18 protein-coding genes are annotated in these 15,671 nt (G+C 43.7%); 11 read left to right on the forward strand and 7 right to left on the reverse strand.

All coding sequences use genetic code 11. The features are described 5' to 3' along the window. Nucleotides 1-10: 10 nt before the first annotated feature. On the forward strand, nucleotides 11-691 hold the full coding sequence (locus A8C56_RS07660; RefSeq protein WP_067754100.1) for a LysE family translocator: 681 nt from the start codon (nucleotides 11-13) through the stop codon (nucleotides 689-691). Between the two features lie 73 nt (nucleotides 692-764). Here A8C56_RS07660 and A8C56_RS07665 read toward each other — a convergent pair whose 3' ends face one another. From A8C56_RS07665 to A8C56_RS07680, 4 genes are all read right to left on the reverse strand, one after another. Beyond that, nucleotides 765-1,322: an FEKKY domain-containing protein gene (locus A8C56_RS07665; protein WP_067754103.1), complete on the reverse strand. Its 558-nt coding sequence runs from the start codon at nucleotides 1,320-1,322 to the stop codon at nucleotides 765-767. A gap of 120 nt (nucleotides 1,323-1,442) precedes the next feature. Then, nucleotides 1,443-1,736, reverse strand: a complete 294-nt coding sequence (locus A8C56_RS07670; protein ID WP_067754105.1) for a type II toxin-antitoxin system RelE/ParE family toxin — start codon at nucleotides 1,734-1,736, stop codon at nucleotides 1,443-1,445. Beyond that, nucleotides 1,726-1,956 (reverse strand): hypothetical protein, encoded by a 231-nt coding sequence (locus tag A8C56_RS07675; protein WP_067754108.1) that lies wholly within the window; start codon nucleotides 1,954-1,956, stop codon nucleotides 1,726-1,728. Before A8C56_RS07675 ends, A8C56_RS07670 begins: the two co-directional genes overlap by 11 nt. A 239-nt stretch (nucleotides 1,957-2,195) precedes the next feature. Then, the gene (locus A8C56_RS07680; RefSeq protein WP_067754111.1) at nucleotides 2,196-3,512 is read right to left on the reverse strand and encodes a (Fe-S)-binding protein; all 1,317 of its coding nucleotides are present in this window, start codon (nucleotides 3,510-3,512) and stop codon (nucleotides 2,196-2,198) included. 78 nt (nucleotides 3,513-3,590) lie between these two features. Between A8C56_RS07680 and A8C56_RS07685 the strand changes: the two genes are divergently transcribed. After that, nucleotides 3,591-4,082 carry a phosphoribosyltransferase family protein gene (locus A8C56_RS07685; protein WP_071609328.1) on the forward strand — a complete coding sequence of 164 codons (492 nt, stop codon included), beginning with the start codon at nucleotides 3,591-3,593 and terminating at the stop codon, nucleotides 4,080-4,082. 149 nt (nucleotides 4,083-4,231) lie between these two features. On the opposite strand, the gene A8C56_RS07690 is transcribed toward A8C56_RS07685, so the two are convergent. Beyond that, a complete protein-coding gene (locus A8C56_RS07690) occupies nucleotides 4,232-5,113 on the reverse strand; it encodes a dienelactone hydrolase family protein (protein ID WP_067754114.1) in 882 nt (293 codons plus the stop codon). A gap of 150 nt (nucleotides 5,114-5,263) precedes the next feature. On the opposite strand from A8C56_RS07690, the gene cmk reads away from it, so the two are divergent. From cmk to A8C56_RS24840, 5 genes are all read left to right on the forward strand, one after another. Continuing rightward, nucleotides 5,264-5,941 (forward strand): (d)CMP kinase, encoded by a 678-nt coding sequence (cmk, locus tag A8C56_RS07695; protein ID WP_067754117.1) that lies wholly within the window; start codon nucleotides 5,264-5,266, stop codon nucleotides 5,939-5,941. A gap of 70 nt (nucleotides 5,942-6,011) precedes the next feature. Next, nucleotides 6,012-7,127 (forward strand): Gfo/Idh/MocA family protein, encoded by a 1,116-nt coding sequence (locus A8C56_RS07700; protein ID WP_067754120.1) that lies wholly within the window; start codon nucleotides 6,012-6,014, stop codon nucleotides 7,125-7,127. A gap of 164 nt (nucleotides 7,128-7,291) precedes the next feature. Beyond that, nucleotides 7,292-8,890: a C1 family peptidase gene (locus A8C56_RS07705; protein WP_067754123.1), complete on the forward strand. Its 1,599-nt coding sequence runs from the start codon at nucleotides 7,292-7,294 to the stop codon at nucleotides 8,888-8,890. Nucleotides 8,891-9,044: 154 nt separating this feature from the next. Further along, complete coding sequence (locus tag A8C56_RS24835) at nucleotides 9,045-9,236, forward strand: response regulator transcription factor (RefSeq protein ID WP_067754126.1); 192 nt, start codon at nucleotides 9,045-9,047, stop codon at nucleotides 9,234-9,236. Beyond that, nucleotides 9,172-9,393 carry a response regulator gene (locus tag A8C56_RS24840; RefSeq protein WP_218917264.1) on the forward strand — a complete coding sequence of 74 codons (222 nt, stop codon included), beginning with the start codon at nucleotides 9,172-9,174 and terminating at the stop codon, nucleotides 9,391-9,393. The genes A8C56_RS24835 and A8C56_RS24840 overlap by 65 nt, the downstream gene beginning before the upstream one ends. 672 nt (nucleotides 9,394-10,065) lie before the next feature. Here the strand turns inward: A8C56_RS24840 and A8C56_RS07715 are convergent. Beyond that, on the reverse strand, nucleotides 10,066-10,401 hold the full coding sequence (locus tag A8C56_RS07715) for a hypothetical protein (RefSeq protein ID WP_157097912.1): 336 nt from the start codon (nucleotides 10,399-10,401) through the stop codon (nucleotides 10,066-10,068). Between the two features lie 262 nt (nucleotides 10,402-10,663). On the opposite strand from A8C56_RS07715, the gene A8C56_RS07720 reads away from it, so the two are divergent. From A8C56_RS07720 to A8C56_RS07740, 4 genes are all read left to right on the forward strand, one after another. Next, the gene (locus tag A8C56_RS07720) at nucleotides 10,664-11,371 is read left to right on the forward strand and encodes a PIG-L deacetylase family protein (RefSeq protein WP_067754132.1); all 708 of its coding nucleotides are present in this window, start codon (nucleotides 10,664-10,666) and stop codon (nucleotides 11,369-11,371) included. 156 nt (nucleotides 11,372-11,527) lie between these two features. Continuing rightward, nucleotides 11,528-11,755, forward strand: a complete 228-nt coding sequence (locus A8C56_RS07725; RefSeq protein WP_067754135.1) for a hypothetical protein — start codon at nucleotides 11,528-11,530, stop codon at nucleotides 11,753-11,755. A gap of 486 nt (nucleotides 11,756-12,241) precedes the next feature. Continuing rightward, nucleotides 12,242-12,997 carry a DUF2625 domain-containing protein gene (locus A8C56_RS07735; protein ID WP_218917265.1) on the forward strand — a complete coding sequence of 252 codons (756 nt, stop codon included), beginning with the start codon at nucleotides 12,242-12,244 and terminating at the stop codon, nucleotides 12,995-12,997. Between the two features lie 261 nt (nucleotides 12,998-13,258). Then, complete coding sequence (locus A8C56_RS07740) at nucleotides 13,259-13,792, forward strand: dihydrofolate reductase family protein (protein WP_067754141.1); 534 nt, start codon at nucleotides 13,259-13,261, stop codon at nucleotides 13,790-13,792. A 466-nt stretch (nucleotides 13,793-14,258) separates the two neighbouring features. Here A8C56_RS07740 and A8C56_RS07750 read toward each other — a convergent pair whose 3' ends face one another. Then, a complete protein-coding gene (locus A8C56_RS07750) occupies nucleotides 14,259-15,455 on the reverse strand; it encodes an NAD(P)/FAD-dependent oxidoreductase (protein WP_067754145.1) in 1,197 nt (398 codons plus the stop codon). Nucleotides 15,456-15,671: the final 216 nt, after the last annotated feature.

Raw genomic sequence — 15,671 nt, forward strand, 5'->3', positions numbered from 1 at the left:
ATCATACAACGTGCGTGAACACCTTGCCGGAGGTTTAATAAAGATTTTTTTTACGGGAATGCTGGTCAGCTTTCTCGGATCATTACCATTGGGAACGTTGAATGTGGCTGCCATGCAGATCGCCATCAGCCAGTCTGTAAAAAATGCCCTGCTGTTTTCCCTGGGGTCCTTAACCGCGGAAATGATCTATGTGCGCCTGTCGCTGGTGGCCATGGACTGGGTGCGCAAACAGGAAAAGATCTTTCGTTTGCTGGAATGGCTGACCTTGCTGATCATTGTGGCGCTTGCGGTTTCCAGCCTGTACGCAGCTATGCATCCTTCGGAGGGCAAAAACGTGATCCTGAATAATAATCTGCCTTCTTATTTGCTGGGGCTGACCATGAGCGCCGTAAATCCTGTGCAGATCCCGTTCTGGTTTGGATGGAGCACGGTATTATTTACCAGAAATGTACTGAAGCCCAAACCTTCCTATTATAATTTTTATATTGTAGGCATCGGGCTGGGCACTTTGCTGGGGAACTGCGTGTTTATTTTTGGTGGCCGGCTGATCGCCAGCAAGATCCAGAACAACCAGTCGCTGATGAATTATATCATTGGCGGGGTCTTTGTTATAACCGCCTTTATACAGGCCTGGCGGATGTTTGTAAAAAAGAAAGACATCAGCTCTAAATTGCACGAAACGGAGCGGTGAGGCAGTAAATAGTATTTTTGCTGATCCTGATTACCTCCCAAATGGATATCCCTCAAATGATCCTGTAATAAGTTCATTGGCGTTTGTATGCTTCCAGTTCTTTTTGCATTCGTTCTTTCCAGCCTTTGCCATTCCTTTTGTTAAGATAGGCTTTGGTTAATTGTTTATAATATGCGTTGTATTTTTCAGAAGAATTGTCGATCGTGCAATAGAAGGCGGTATGGATCCCATATCTTTCCATAATACTGTCTCTTTTAAGATCAATAGAATCGTATAAAGGAAGTCCATCTGAAATAAAGGTAACGGCATCTCTTTTTATATCATTTTCAGCCCGCTTTTCTGTTGCCCGGATCAGCTCTCCGTACTGCTGGTTTATTTTATACAGGACAATTAATCCATAAATAATGAAAAATAAAATAGCGGCCGATTGCAGTATGCAGACTGCTTTTAGGAAGGTTTTAGTAAAAACGCCTTTCCGGGATATGGCAAAGGCCAGGGTGAGTGCCAATAACAATAATGCCAGGTATAGAAGGAGCAGGGGCTTCCATTCTGCCTGTTTGATTAGTGCTGTTATTTTAAAGGTTTGGGGATAGTTAAAGGCATAATAACTGGAAATGATAATCGCCCACATTAGCAGCATTGTTAATAAACTCAGCCGTCCCCATCTTTTCATATAGGTATAGACGGGGAGAGAACGATTTTACATAGAAAAAAGAATAACTTATTTTTAGAACCGAATTTAATATAGGGACTATTTTATACGCTTTTTATCCGGATTTTGCCGATACATAAATACGCTGTAAATAACTATTGTTGTATCAAAGATTTCATATGCTACAGTATAAGGAAAACGATTCACTTTGCCTTGACGAACGGGTTTATCATAATAAGAATAGGTCTGAGGATTGCGATATAATGTATCATAAAATTGATCCAGCTCCGCTAAAAATTCAGCACCTAAGCCGCTCTTCTGCTCTTGATACCAGTCATAGGCTTCTATAATTTCCATTGCAGCCAGCGGTCGGATCTCAATTTTATACTGCATGTCGCTGTGACTTATTTAGCGCCATTGCCTTTACCTCTTCAGGAGTAAAAGATACACCTTCCCCTTGTAAATATTTGGTTCGTTCTGCCTGTATTAACGCTTTTCGTTGGGCATCAGTATCAATCTCCTGTTCTAACAGCGTGTAAATCGCTTCCGCCTTTTTATCTTCTATTGTATCAATAAACTGATGTAGTTTTTGACGTATTATTGCTGTCTGCATAAATAATCTTATTTTCTACAAATTTAATTCTTAAAATTGAGAGTACTCTAAGTTTAACAAACCGCTATTTGCGCTCATTACAAGCTGTTTTCGGTACTCCTTTATTCTTATTCTGATAATCGCTGATTTTACCCCTTGCCGGTTCCATGTTACTGTAAATGATCATATACTGATAAGCAGGGTCTTTTAGTGGGCCTGAGTATTACAGACCAGACACTAAAGCGATCAACCGGAAGGCCTTACATCGTTTCCGTCCATGCATCCCGGTCGTCCGGACTGAATTTCCAAGGGGCAAAGTTATTTTCCACATTGCTGAACAGCGTGTTCCATTCCTGCGGGGCATTGCTTTCTTCCATTACCAGGTAGCGGCGCAATTGCAGGATAATGTCCAGCGGGTTAATACTTACGGGGCATTCCTGCACACAGGCATTGCAGGTGGTGCAGGCACGTAATTCTTCAACGGAAATATAATCATGCAGCAGGCTTTTGCCATCGTCTTTCCATTCTTTATGAGCATCAATATTTTTACCAACTTCGGCAATACGGTCGCGGGTATCCATCATGATCTTACGGGGCGATAGCCGTTTGCCGGTAATATTGGCAGGGCAGGCAGCACTGCAACGCCCGCATTCGGTGCAGCTGTAAGCATCCAGTAAATTTTTCCAGCTCAGGTCCATCACGTCCTTTGCTCCAAATTTTGCAGGTGGCGCTGCTTCTGCGGGTGCCAGTTCCGGCTGCATGGCATACAGCACTTCATTCTGCACAGACGGCATGTTCTCCATTTCCCCCATGGGAATCAGTCTTGCGTACCAGGCATTGGGAAAAGCAAGCAGGATGTGCAGGTGCTTGGAGTAAGGAAGGTAATTTAGAAATGCCAGGATGCCGATGATGTGCAGCCACCAGCAGGCCCGCTCGGTCATTTCAAGCGACGCGTCGGAAAGCCCGTTCAGGAGTGGCTGTAAGTGTCCGGATATGATAAAACCACCGGTCGGGTGCGCCGCATAATGTGCTGCACCTCTTGCCTGTAACAGGGTATCGCAGGTATTCATCGTAAGGAAAAGCGCCATTAGGGCGATTTCCGTCATCAGGATATAATTGGCATCGCTCCGGGGCCAGCCGTCGAGATCCTTGCTGATAAACCGCCGGATCTTTAAAAGATTCCGCCGGATCAGGAAAATGGCGCAGAATAGCAGTACCAGAAGGGCCAGCACTTCAAAGGCGTTGATCAGGAAGGTATAAAAACCACCAAGAGCTCCTGCAAATAAGCGGTGCGTTCCCAAAATGCCGTCCAGTATGATCTCCAGAACTTCAATATTAATGATGATGAACCCGGCATAAACAAAAAAGTGCAGAACACCGACCAACGGGTTCCGGAACATTTTTTTTTGACCAAATGCCAGCAATAGCACATTCTTCCATCTTTGAGCGGTATGGTCATTAATAACCTCCTCGCGACCCAGGTTAATATTACGGCGGATCTGCCTTATTCTTTTTGAAAATAATACAACGGCTATAATCAATAGCGCTACAAATAAAATTTGTTGAGCAATTTGCATGAGCATTCAGTTACAAAGTGCTAATTTACGGCTTCCTTTATAAGTAAATTCATTTAAGAGCATATAAATAGAGTACAAGTGAAAAAATACATATTAAACGCGGAAACGGTTGAGAAAAAAATGCAGCGGCTGGCACTGGAGCTGATCGAAAATAACCTGGACGAGCAAGAGCTCATCCTGGTAGGTATCGAAGAAAACGGCCTGGTGCTGGCGAAAAACATCCGGCAGTTAATGAAGCAGAGTGCAGCTATTCAAACGGAGCTGATTACCTTAAAGCTGAATAAAAAAAAACCGGAAGCCGTTACGCTTAGTAAAGAAATGGATTTTACGGATAAAGTCATTGTGCTGATCGATGATGTAACCAACAGCGGCAAAACATTACTGTATGCTTTAAAACCTTTCCTGAACGCGCATCCCCGGAAAATACAAACACTGGTATTGGTAGAACGGACACATACCTTATACCCGATCACGGCAGACTATAAAGGCATTTCACTGGCTACCACGCTCCAGGATCATATTTATGTGGAAATAGATGGCGATAAAGTGACAGGGGCCTATCTGAAGTAGATTAATAGTTCATAGCCGATGCTCAATACTGATAACTGACGACTGAAAATAGATAATTCAATACTCGTCGCTGCGTGAGGCTGGGAAACAGCGAGTAGCAAGTAGCGAATGGGATAGTGATTGCTGCCTGCGGATCCCAACTCTCATTTCTATGAGAACACCTTTGCCAGGAATTTTTTCATTTCTTCCCAGGAAGCTTTATCGGCCGCCTCATCATATCTGATGTCTATTTTATATTTTTCGCCAATAGCCGTCGCTGCAGGGTTGGTAAAGGCATGCTTTGCATTCGGATAACCGATAAACTGCATATTGGCATTAGCCGCTTCCATTTCCTTCTTAAAATCATTGACCACGCCAACAGGCACAAAGGAATCTGCATCGCCGTTTAATACCAAAATAGAAGGATGAATGCCGCCTTTACGGGCAGTGATTCCATAATTTTCCAGCCCGCCATGAAAGCTTACCACACCCTTCAGGTCCTCTCCAAGCCGCGCCATATTCAGGGCCATAGTGCCTCCAAAACAATAACCGATTACTGCTATTTTAGAAGTATCAGCCTCCTGGTAAGACTTGGCAATAGCCAGGGCATTATCAAAACGCTCCTGTGCCAGCTGCGGATTTTTATAGTATTTCATGGCTTCAGCGCCCGCCTCTTTAGGGTTTTCAATTACTTTGCCATTCCCATACATATCCACTACCATTGCAAAATAACCCAATTCTGCAATCTGCTTTGCACGGCTCTTAATGTAATCGGTAACGCCCCACCATTCAGGTATGATCAGCACAACAGGTTTTTTACCGGGATTGGCGCTGTCAAAGGCCATTACGCTCTTGAATGTTTTAATGCCGTCTTCATATTCCACGGGTTCCGTTTTAACGTGGGGAAGCTCCCTTATTACAGCTGTGCCTGCTGTATCAGAAGAGTCCGTATTGGGAGTGGTTGCAGGTGTTTTATCCTTTCCCCCGTTACAGGCAAATAAAAGCAGGAGTGTAAAAAAGAAAAACAGGGATGCTGTTCGTTTTAATACCATAGTTGAAGGTTTATTTGAATATACGAAATAAATTTTAATAAAGGTAAGGGCTGCAAATTTATTGATAAAGCAACAATTTTCCTTTAATAAAATTGTATCTTGCTTTTAAATTCAGTGTTTGTAAAAAACAGTTGGGTGATAAGTTACAGTATGAAGAAGATCATTGTTGCGATAGATGGCTGGTCCAGTTGCGGGAAAAGCACTTTGGCTAGACAAATGGCCAAAGCGCTGGGATATATTTACATAGATAGCGGAGCCATGTACCGTGCCATTACTTTGTACTTTTTAAGAAACCATATTAACTGGGAAAACAGTAAGGAAGTAGAAAAGGCGCTAAAGAATATTGAGCTGGATTTCAGGCCAAACGATCAGACCGCTCAAAATGAAATTTACCTGAATGATGAAAACGTAGAATACCTGATCCGTGATCTGGTGGTGGCCGAAAAGGTGAGTGATGTAGCGGCTATACAGGAGGTGCGTGCGTTTGCAGTGGCGCAGCAGCAAAAGCTGGGTAAGAAGAAAGGCATTATCATGGATGGGCGGGATATTGGCACTGTTGTTTTTCCAAAGGCGGAACTGAAATTATTTATGACTGCGGATAATGTGGTACGGATCGAACGCAGATTTAAGGAGTTGGTTGAGAAAAACCCGAATATTACGATCAAGGAAGTCGCCGAAAATATCCAGATGCGCGATTACATTGACTCTAACCGTGCCATCAGCCCCCTGCGCCAGGCTAAAGACGCTATAGTGCTGGACAATACGAACCTGACGCCTGAAGAACAATTAAAGAAATCGCTGAAGCTGGTAAAAGAAAAAACGGGGTAGCAGTACAGTAGCAAGGTGCTGAACGCGGAGAAGACGACCGCACATCTGCTATGTTTTAAAATCAGTTGCTATGCATACACGTCGTAAATTTATCCGGGAAATGAGCTTATCGGCTTTAGGGCTTTATACGGTTAACAATTGGCCGGCAACTGCTTCACCTTTTTCAGTTGTGAATAATGAAGGGCCTGTTCTTAAAGTAGCGTTGATGGGGCTGGGAGGATATGCCACAAGGGTTGCTGAAGCAATGCAGCAATGCAAACGGGCAAAGATCACCGGTTTGGTAAGCGGTACCCCGGAAAAATTAAAGAGCTGGGGAGAAAAATACGCAGTTCCTGAAAAGAATCGCTATAACTATGAGAATGCTGACGCCATAAAAAATAATCCGGATATTGATGCTGTATATGTAATAACACCGAACGCCCTGCATCACGACCTGGTGATCCGGATGGCCGGTGCCGGTAAACATGTCATTTGCGAAAAACCCATGGGCCTGAACGCCCGGGAAGGGAAGGAAATGGTTGCCGCCTGTAAAAAGGCAGGTAAAAAGCTGCTGGTTGGCTACCGGATGCATTTTGAGCCGGCAACACTGGAAGTCATACGGATGCGGAATGCGGGGGAGTTCGGCACCCTGCGTTTTTTTCAGGGATTATGCGGTTTCAGGATCGGTGATCCTACGCAATGGAGGCTCAACAAGGCACTGGCAGGAGGCGGGGCTTTGATGGATATTGGCATCTATGCGCTGAACGGCGCCCGGTATATGGTAGGCGAAGAACCGGTTTGGGTTACGGCCCAGGAAACAAAAACAGATCCCGTAAAATTTAAAGAGGGCGTTGATGAAACCATTACGTTCCAACTGGGTTTCCCCGGTGGCATCATGGCTTCCTGCCTGTCTACCTACAATATGAACAATCTTGACCGTTTTTTCCTGGATGGGGATAATGGTTTTGCAGAGCTGCAGCCGGCCGCAGGGTACGGCCCTGTTAAAGGACGTACCCATAAAGGGCCTTTGCAGGTGCAAGCAACGCTGCCCCAGCAAACCATTCAAATGGATGCAATGGCGGCTATCCTGCTCGATGGCACTGATCCGGTAGTTCCGGTGGATGGAGAAGAGGCCGTCAGGGACCTGGTCATTATTGATGCTATTTACCAGGCAGCAAAGACCGGCGAAAAGATAAAGCTGGGTTGATGATTGTGTCTTGCAGCAGGTATGCAACAGGAGCACCTGCAGCTATTCTTTGCCTTGTTCCAGATCAAATATCCCCGCTCAATGTTCGGTTCTCAATTCTGAAAACTCAAAATTGCTGCTCTTATTTCCCTGCTCCATATTATTTTTATACAAAATTTTAACCGATGCCTATACGAATGACAGATGATCCCAACAGCGGGAATGATGATTTTAATGATGACCAGGGTGGTGGAAGCGGGCCCGGCGGAGGCGGGGGCGGTGGTCTTTTAGGCCTTTTACCCTTGTTGCTTGGCCTTTTCAGGGGCAAGGGCATCATTGTATTGATCGTTATTGCCGCCGCTGCTTATTTTCTGGGAGGCCGTGGAGGCTGTGGAAATATCGGCGGTGGCATTTCGGATGCCGCAAAGCAGTTGTTTTCACAAAGCGGGTACAGTTATAACCCTGCCGAGTTTGATAAGGCAAAGATCTATGAAGGGCTGGCTGATAATAACACCAAAAACCCTTTGCCGGAAGCAGTGTCGCTTTTGCGGTTTGCGCCCAGGGCGGGCGACCAGGGGCAGCAGGGCAGTTGTGTGGCATGGAGCAGTGCCTATGCGGCTCAAACCATTCTTACTGCTGCGGCAACCGGGCAGGATCCCAATGCCATAGCCTTTAGTCCTTCTTATTTGTATAACCAGATCCGGCTGGGCAATGATTGCCAGGGCTCTTATGTGCAAAGGGCTATGGAGGCTATGAAAGCCAATGGAGGAGTACCTTTACGTGATTATCCTTATAACGACCAGGATTGCAGCCGGACACCCGGCAGTGCAGCCATCCAGGAAGGCCGGCAGCATGTGATCCACGGTTTTACCCGTTTAACGCAGGGCGATAACCTGAACCAGATCAGCATACGGGCCATTAAAGAGCATCTGGCAAAGGATGCGCCCGTGGTCATTGGCATGATGGTGGGGCAGAGCTTTATGCAGGATATGATGGGCCAGGAGCTTTGGCGGCCACAGGGAATGGACCAGGCACAAATGGGTATGGGCGGGCATGCCATGTGCGTGATCGGGTATGATGACCGTAAGTATGGGGGCGCCTTCCAGATCCTGAACAGCTGGACGCCTCAATGGGGAAAGAACGGCGTGGCCTGGGTGCGCTACAGCGACTTTCAGAATTATGTGCGCGAAGCGTATGGGATAGACCCGCTGCCAAAGGCGGCAAACATCGCTGCCATGCCTTTGGAGTGCACCATAGGCCTGGTAGATAACACTACAAAACAATATATTAAATTAAAATCAGCCGGCAGCAATACCTTCCAGACAGTAACCCCCATAAAAGCGGGCACCCGTTTTAAAATGGAAGTCAGGAATACTACCGAATGCTATATTTATATTTTCGGGCAGGAAACTGATGGCAGCAGCTATGTATTGTTTCCCTATTTAAAGCCGGGGCAAACCGTATCCAAGCATTCTCCCTATTGCGGTATTACCGGGTACCGGTTGTTTCCCAAAGACCAGTCTATGGAAGCCGATAACCAGGGCGCCAAAGACCAGATTGCTGTTATTGCCAGTAAAAAGGAGCTCAATTATAACGATGTTAATAACGCTATTAATAATAGTGCACAAGCTACTTTTGCCGGTAAGGTCAATGATGCTGTCCGGTCCATACTGGCGCCGGGCGCAGCTTATAACAGTTCTCCTGATGGCCGTATGTATTTTAAGGCAACAGCCAATGCCGGCCAGGCGGTAGCAACAGTGGTGGCGTTTGATAAAGTACCTTAACAGGAAAAACACTCTGAGCTTATATTGTTACGGCTGCACTGCCTTTATTGTTACCGGAAACGGATGAACGGGCCTGTACTAAGGAAGGTACGTTTAAATCCAGATTCTTTCCAGAATTTAATAGCACTTTTACAGCTTATTTTAAATTCGGGGTATGAAAGTGTTAATCATCGAAGATGAAACGGAACTGCAGGGGGTTATTCAGCATTCCCTGGCTGAAGAAGGCTATTTAATGGAAACGGCCGGTAATTTTGACCAGGCGCTTGATAAGATCATCTCCTATGAATATGATTGCATCCTGTTACATTATGCTGCCGGGAGGCAATGGTCTGGAATTGCTTTCTGAAATTAAAAAGAACAAAAAGAAAGAAGCAGTCATTATTATTTCGGCAAAAGATGCTGTAGATGATAAGGTCAATGGCCTGGAAAAGGGAGCAGATGATTACCTGGCAAAACCCTTCCACCTTGCTGAATTAAATGCCCGTGTAAAATCTGCCATCTGAAGAAAAAACCAGAGTGGAGCCGACAAAATACAGTGGCGCAACATCATCCCCGATCCGGATAACAGAACTGTTCTGATCAATAAAGCAGCAATCAGCCTCAACAGAAAGGAATTTGACCTGTTGTATTATTTTGTCACCAACCCTCAAAGGCTTATTAATAAAACCGCAATAGCCGAATAGGTATGGGGCGACTATATGGAACAGGCATCCAGCCCTGATTTTGTATATTCCCAGAACAGGAACAATGCATTATCAATTATTAATGAGTTTTTTTAAGGTTCGTGGAACAATGGGGGAGCAAATTTTTAAGTTTTACTCACTTTTGGACCATTATCTATCCCTTATAATAAAAGGATGCTTATTTTAAAGGTGAAACAGCGTCCTGTAAATGATGCTTATGAGGTTAGTTCGTTTATGGTAAGGGCAAAATAATCCTGCTCTGTAACCGCCCGGCTCTCAGTCGGCAATATGTCTTAATGAGGCATACCCCGAAATATTGGATTATTGATGCTCCGTCTTCGTTTTGCAATAGTGATGAATTTTTAAACATTCAGGAACAGATAACGGCTGCTACGCAGACGAGGATGTGGCCACGGTTAGTTTTCATATATCAAGTTCTCAACCCACATTGGAATTTCTATATTATCAATATTAGTTATTGTCTTTTTTGTATTATCTATATATTGAATTGTTGTTTATTTTATAATAATCTACAATATCAGCAGGCCACACATATTCAAATTCGTATGATCCTGTTTCGTCTGGCGCAACTGGCCCGCAGATTTTTGAAATCAGATAGCCCCGGAGGCCATTTTTACCAGCATAAGCGGGCATTTTCAGGCAATCGCCTGCTTTTTCGCCAGTTGTTGGATCATACAAAGGGCAACGATGTTTATACTTACAGTTCTTACAGCTATTGGGGTCACTTTCTTTCAACTGCTGTGCTTTATAGGCAACCCTGTTAGTTAATCTTACTGTTTCATAAGCTAATTGCTGCGCTTCCTCCAATTCCTTCAACGGACGGGCCGGGTTGCCTTACTGGCCTTGTAAAAACGGGCGCAAAACAGGCCCGCTGCTTCTGGCGTTCCTTTTAACCATTTTCCGTTGCCTTTTATTTCATTCAAAGAAGTAAGGCGCTGAAAATACCGTCACTGGCGTGATTGTTGAAGGGGTAGCTATTGATACGGTACGCATTGCGGATCGGATATTCAAAAGGATCAGCGTAGCTTTTTATAAGTTACATTGTTCTTAGCTTAAAAACTGATGAACCATGAACATTCTTAGTGTTGCAGCCCATCCGGATGATACAGAAATCCTTTGTGCAGGTACACTTATAAGATATGCCCGGGAAGGCCACCGGGTAACGATAGCTGCTTTTACAAACGGAAGTATGGGAGACCTGGTCATTAAGCCGGAGGAGATGGGCGCTATCCGGAAAAAAGAGGCACAGGCTGCGGCAGACCTGATCGGCGCAAAATTAATCTGGCCGGCGGTTGCCGATGAGCAGGTTTTTCCTGATCAGCAGCACCGGGCCATTATGGTGGATATACTCCGTGAAGCCGATCCGGATATTATATTCACCCATTCCCCCAATGATTATCACCCGGATCATCGCTATGTAAGCCAGCTGGTATTTGATGCCTATTCCCAGAAAGGGCTGCCGTTTATACCCCATCAATCCTTACCGCCCTGCCGTTTGGACAATGCGCAGATCTATTATATGGACAATGTATGCGGCATCCGTTTCATGCCTTCAGAGTATGTGGATATATCGGATACTTTTGAGCTGAAGAAACAGATGCTGTGCTGTCATAAGAGCCAGCTCAAAGACATGAAGGATGAGGCAAATACGGATGTGCTGGAGCTGATTGAAACGCAGGCAAGGTTCAGGGGCCTGGCAGCGGGCTGTAAATATGCAGAAGGATTTAACCGGCTGGAGGCCTACCAGCGGGGTTTAACAAAGCGCGTTTTGCCTTAAAGAGCACGTAAAGCAGCTGTAACTGGGGCGGCCGGTAATAATATTGCCCGCACCCTGGTTGTTCCGGTCGCCCGAATCGCTTAAACTGTTTCTTTAACCCTTCCTGCTATTATTTCTGGATCTTTTTATATATTTAACCACCTAAAATTGACTATAATGAAACAACCCCTGAAGATCCTTATGCAGGCAGGTAAGAAAATAATTTTCTGGACTTCACTCATTTTAATATTCATTTTTATTATAGCGCCTTTTGTTATACGGTTTACACCATTGGAGTTTACCAGTAATAATTCCCTGGATTCATTTGAAGAATTTCGTTTTTCCGGACTCCCTGCAACAATCTTGCTGACACTTTTTGGCACATTAAAAAAAAGACCCGGTTGAAACGAAGGCAACCAAAATCATCTGGACAATCTGTATTTCCCTTTTTTCAGTTTTTATTCTTTTTATAACGGTGTTTACAGGCATGTGCCGCTGGGCAAATAACAAAATTCTTTTTGAAAATATAAAGGATAAAACAGCAAAAATAGTTTTGCGGGACTTTGGATGCGGGGCAACAGACAGTGGAAGCCCCGCGTATAAAATCTGCAAAATAAAAAATATTTCGTCATTGTTCATTTGGGTAACAAATGTTGATACAACAAAAATTGACAGGCAGATCTGGCAGCGGTAGAGCGCAAACACTGAAGAGCGGCATTAGGCCACTGCCAATGATGTGAACTTCTTTAAAAGCCGGAAATAATGAAGCGCAATTAACAGCACTTTATAAAAAAGCTTCTATAGTTATTCACATCTTTAAACTAAAATACAATCTGCATTACTAATACGCTGCTCATTTGTTTAAGCCTGATTAACATAAATAGTTGTTTTATGATCAAAAACAGGATGCAGTATTTAACTGCAACAGGATTAATCCTTATAGCCTTAACTATAAAAGCTCAAAATAAAATGCGGGCGATTGACGACCTGATAAATAAAACAGATCCCGGTTGGGCACTTGTAGACGGGTGGATCAAATCAGCTAAAAATAAAGTTGAAATTTTAGCAGCAGATAGCCTGCAAGTAAAAGAGGCTTTATACAAAATTCAGATAACCACCCGCTCACCAATGGGGGCCATTGTATACATGACTGGCGGGCTTTTAATTGATGATGGCTGGATCAGGGTCCTTGGTTCCGGAAACCCCAAACTTAACCGGACACTTCCGGACTGGAATAAAGGAAGAACATTCAAAGAGTTTGGAGATGCTTCGCCCTTCTTATTGATTGCTGACGATGCTATTGGCGGCTTTTATTTGCTAAATGGAGGAGGGCTTGGAAAAGACTTGGGGAAAGTATATTATTTTTCACCGGATAATCTAGAATACGAACCGCTTGGCCTGACCTATACTGAGTTTTTACATTTTTGCTTCAACAGCGACCTGGATAAATTCTATAAAGCTAAGCGGTGGAAAAACTGGCGGGAGGAAGTTTCCAAACTGGATGGTAATAAAGTTTTCAATTTTTACCCTTTTCTTTGGACAAAAGAAGGAAAAGACATAAACAAAATTTCAAGAAAAATTATTTCCATTGAAGAACAATATAATCTGAACCTGGCTTTCCGGAAACAACCGGGTCCTGATCATTGAAACCACTGGTAACAGGTGCCTCGTGTAAAGCGCCCTGGCCGGCCTCTTAACTATATTATAACCTGGTTGCAATAACCGTTTCCTGTTCTTTAAAATCAATAAAAAATAATTAAATTGCCCGGTAATTTCTTATGAACTGCTATAGTGGAAATGACAGGCCGGAACGCTTATAGTAGTTGAAGAGGAGAATTTTTAAAGATAAAATCAGATCCCGGTTTTGCCGGCAAAAGCACTTGCAAATACCAGGATTAAAAGGAACATATGAGGAAAATTATATTGTCATTAGCGGTAAGTTTAGACGGTTATATTGCTAAGCCGGACGGGGATGTGGCATGGCTGAAAAAAGTACCCAACCCCGATAAATTAGACTATGGATTTAGTGAGTTTTACAGGACGATCGACACAACGATCATGGGAAACAATACCTATAAGGAAATTTTAGGGTTTAATATCCCGTTCCCGTTTCAGGACAGGCAGAACTTCGTGATAAGCCGGGCAGCCCTCCCTGATGCAGCATTTGTGCATTTCACGTCTGATGTTGATCATCTTGTGAAAGATCTAAAATCAAAAAAAGGAAAAGATATCTGGCTGATTGGCGGCGGGCAGATAAATACCCTGTTTTTAAATAAAGGGTTTATCGACGAGCTGCTGATACGGATCGTGCCCGTTGTAATCGGAGCAGGGCTGCCGTTATTTGCAAACAAGCCCGGTGAAACGCTTTTTGAGCTGATAAGAACGGAAACATTCAGCACTGGGGTAACCCAGCTCACTTACCGGCCATTAATAAATACATGAATGCACCGCCAACTGCTGTGCGCAAAATACGGCAGGGGCGGTGTTTGTTAAACCTAACCCGGGGAGGAGATCGTTGACTGGTGAAAAAAACGAATGGGTTGAACCAACTCCGAGCAACAACTATTCTTCCATTATAGCACCTGCCAGCTGAAGGGAATGCTCTGATCATTAAGTTTAAAAATAACAAGAGGTTCCGGCTGCCCCGGCACACAGTTTATTACAGGGAATATCAAAAACCAAATGATATTACAGGTATCCACAAGGGAACAATAAAGATTAGGCAAAAAAAAACTTTTGCAAACAGGATTTGTAAGACCGGATAGCTTTGGGGAATTAAGCCTGGTACCCTGCTTGCGGATAAAAAACAGCAATATTATTTTCGTTGTTAAAGTTTTTAGGCGCTCAGGTCATCGCACTCAATTCTGCATACCGGATTTTCAAACCCGGATATGCACGCGGCGCAGGCTTATTCTATACTGCCTGAATATTGCGCTTTATCTTCTGCCGCCAAAGATGCTGTTTGCTTTTTATGCTGAAACAGCCCTTTATATTTATTACTGCGTCCGAGTATCAGGTCACAAATAATTTTAGAGCCCAAAGCAGCCAGTATCATCCCGTCCGGGTTATAACCGGCAGATATATAAAGATTTTCGTATTCGCTTTTAATTTGCTCGATCACCGGTGAACCGTATTGTGATTTATAATATACATAAGACCACTTGGCAAGGACCACGTCAATAGTATAGTTTTCTTTTAATAGTTTTGTCAGTTTCTGAAAATAGTCTTCCCGTACCTTACCTTTTACCACCCGGTGATCTTCGCCACGTATCACCATAAAATCCGCTCCTCTATGCCTGTTAGATATAAACCGGTGACAGGGCTCCTGCAAATCATATGATATGGCTAATTCATTTGCATTGGTTACCAGTTTGGAGGATACGGAGTAATGGATATAAGGAATAAATTTATAAGGAGACAAATTCAGTAAACGGGAGGTCTGTGGTGTATACAGTATTTTTTCACCAGAGATTTTGCCTCTGGAAGTAAGCAGCTGGTTTATTTTACCAAATTCAATTTTCAGAACCCGGCATCTTTCAATAACAAGCCCCCCCGCTTTCCTGAACTGCTCAAGCAGCCCCAGGATGTATTTTACGGCATTGATGGTATGCTGGTTACTGATCGCTGCAATTTTCGTGGTCTGGAATTTAAAGGGAGAGGCAGCTGTCAGTTTTGCCGGCAGGTTTACGCGGTTACAGGACTCGATGATTTTTTCCAATAGTTTGTCCTCATCTCCGTTTGTTGAATAAATATAACTTTTTGCTTCTTCTAATTCACATTCCAGTCCGAATCTGTTGATATTATCTTTTATCTGCGTCAGCGCTTCCAATCCTCCTTTTGAATACAGGTCCAGATCCCGGGCAGAAAATGTTTGTATAATGTCATTGTTCAATGCATCAAAATAGGTATTCAGGTGCGTTGTATAACATCCCGATGTCAGAAACCCGATCTCGCTATATTCCAGTAATGCCACGTTCAGCCCGTTCTGCTGCAGCGTGAGCGCAGTTGTTACTCCCGTTATACAACCTCCAATGATAATTACATCATAAACCGCCTTGGTTTTCCTGGTTTTTAATTTCCCGTTTACACCTTCTTTTTTTTCCATAAATCACAAAATTATGGGTTGTAACAGAATTGAATCGTTTTATTACTACCCATTTAATAGGGCACACTTATGGTCAAAATGATTTATATGACCTGATATTTTATTGAAAATCAATAGATAAAAAGTGCTTGATTTCTTAATGCCCGTTTTCTGGCTTCAGAATTGCCTTTTGATGGTATCCTTTGTTTGTAAGTTTTGATAAACATGCGGATCACT

It is taken from the genome of Niabella ginsenosidivorans, from assembly GCF_001654455.1.
GTDB classification, from domain to species: Bacteria; Bacteroidota; Bacteroidia; order Chitinophagales; family Chitinophagaceae; genus Niabella; species Niabella ginsenosidivorans.

Excerpts from the sequence above, each read along its gene's own strand:
- A8C56_RS07665 (WP_067754103.1), bottom strand. The coding sequence starts at position 1,322 with ATGTGGGCGATTATCATTTCCAGTTATTATGCCTTTAACTATCCCCAA.
- A8C56_RS07670 (WP_067754105.1), bottom strand. The coding sequence starts at position 1,736 with ATGCAGTATAAAATTGAGATCCGACCGCTGGCTGCAATGGAAATTATA.
- A8C56_RS07675 (WP_067754108.1), bottom strand. The coding sequence starts at position 1,956 with ATGCAGACAGCAATAATACGTCAAAAACTACATCAGTTTATTGATACA.
- A8C56_RS07680 (WP_067754111.1), bottom strand. The coding sequence starts at position 3,512 with ATGCAAATTGCTCAACAAATTTTATTTGTAGCGCTATTGATTATAGCC.
- A8C56_RS07690 (WP_067754114.1), bottom strand. The coding sequence starts at position 5,113 with ATGGTATTAAAACGAACAGCATCCCTGTTTTTCTTTTTTACACTCCTG.
- cmk (WP_067754117.1), top strand. The coding sequence starts at position 5,264 with ATGAAGAAGATCATTGTTGCGATAGATGGCTGGTCCAGTTGCGGGAAA.
- A8C56_RS07700 (WP_067754120.1), top strand. The coding sequence starts at position 6,012 with ATGCATACACGTCGTAAATTTATCCGGGAAATGAGCTTATCGGCTTTA.
- A8C56_RS07705 (WP_067754123.1), top strand. The coding sequence starts at position 7,292 with ATGCCTATACGAATGACAGATGATCCCAACAGCGGGAATGATGATTTT.
- A8C56_RS24835 (WP_067754126.1), top strand. The coding sequence starts at position 9,045 with ATGAAAGTGTTAATCATCGAAGATGAAACGGAACTGCAGGGGGTTATT.
- A8C56_RS24840 (WP_218917264.1), top strand. The coding sequence starts at position 9,172 with ATGAATATGATTGCATCCTGTTACATTATGCTGCCGGGAGGCAATGGT.
- A8C56_RS07720 (WP_067754132.1), top strand. The coding sequence starts at position 10,664 with ATGAACATTCTTAGTGTTGCAGCCCATCCGGATGATACAGAAATCCTT.
- A8C56_RS07725 (WP_067754135.1), top strand. The coding sequence starts at position 11,528 with ATGAAACAACCCCTGAAGATCCTTATGCAGGCAGGTAAGAAAATAATT.
- A8C56_RS07735 (WP_218917265.1), top strand. The coding sequence starts at position 12,242 with ATGATCAAAAACAGGATGCAGTATTTAACTGCAACAGGATTAATCCTT.
- A8C56_RS07740 (WP_067754141.1), top strand. The coding sequence starts at position 13,259 with ATGAGGAAAATTATATTGTCATTAGCGGTAAGTTTAGACGGTTATATT.
- A8C56_RS07750 (WP_067754145.1), bottom strand. The coding sequence starts at position 15,455 with ATGGAAAAAAAAGAAGGTGTAAACGGGAAATTAAAAACCAGGAAAACC.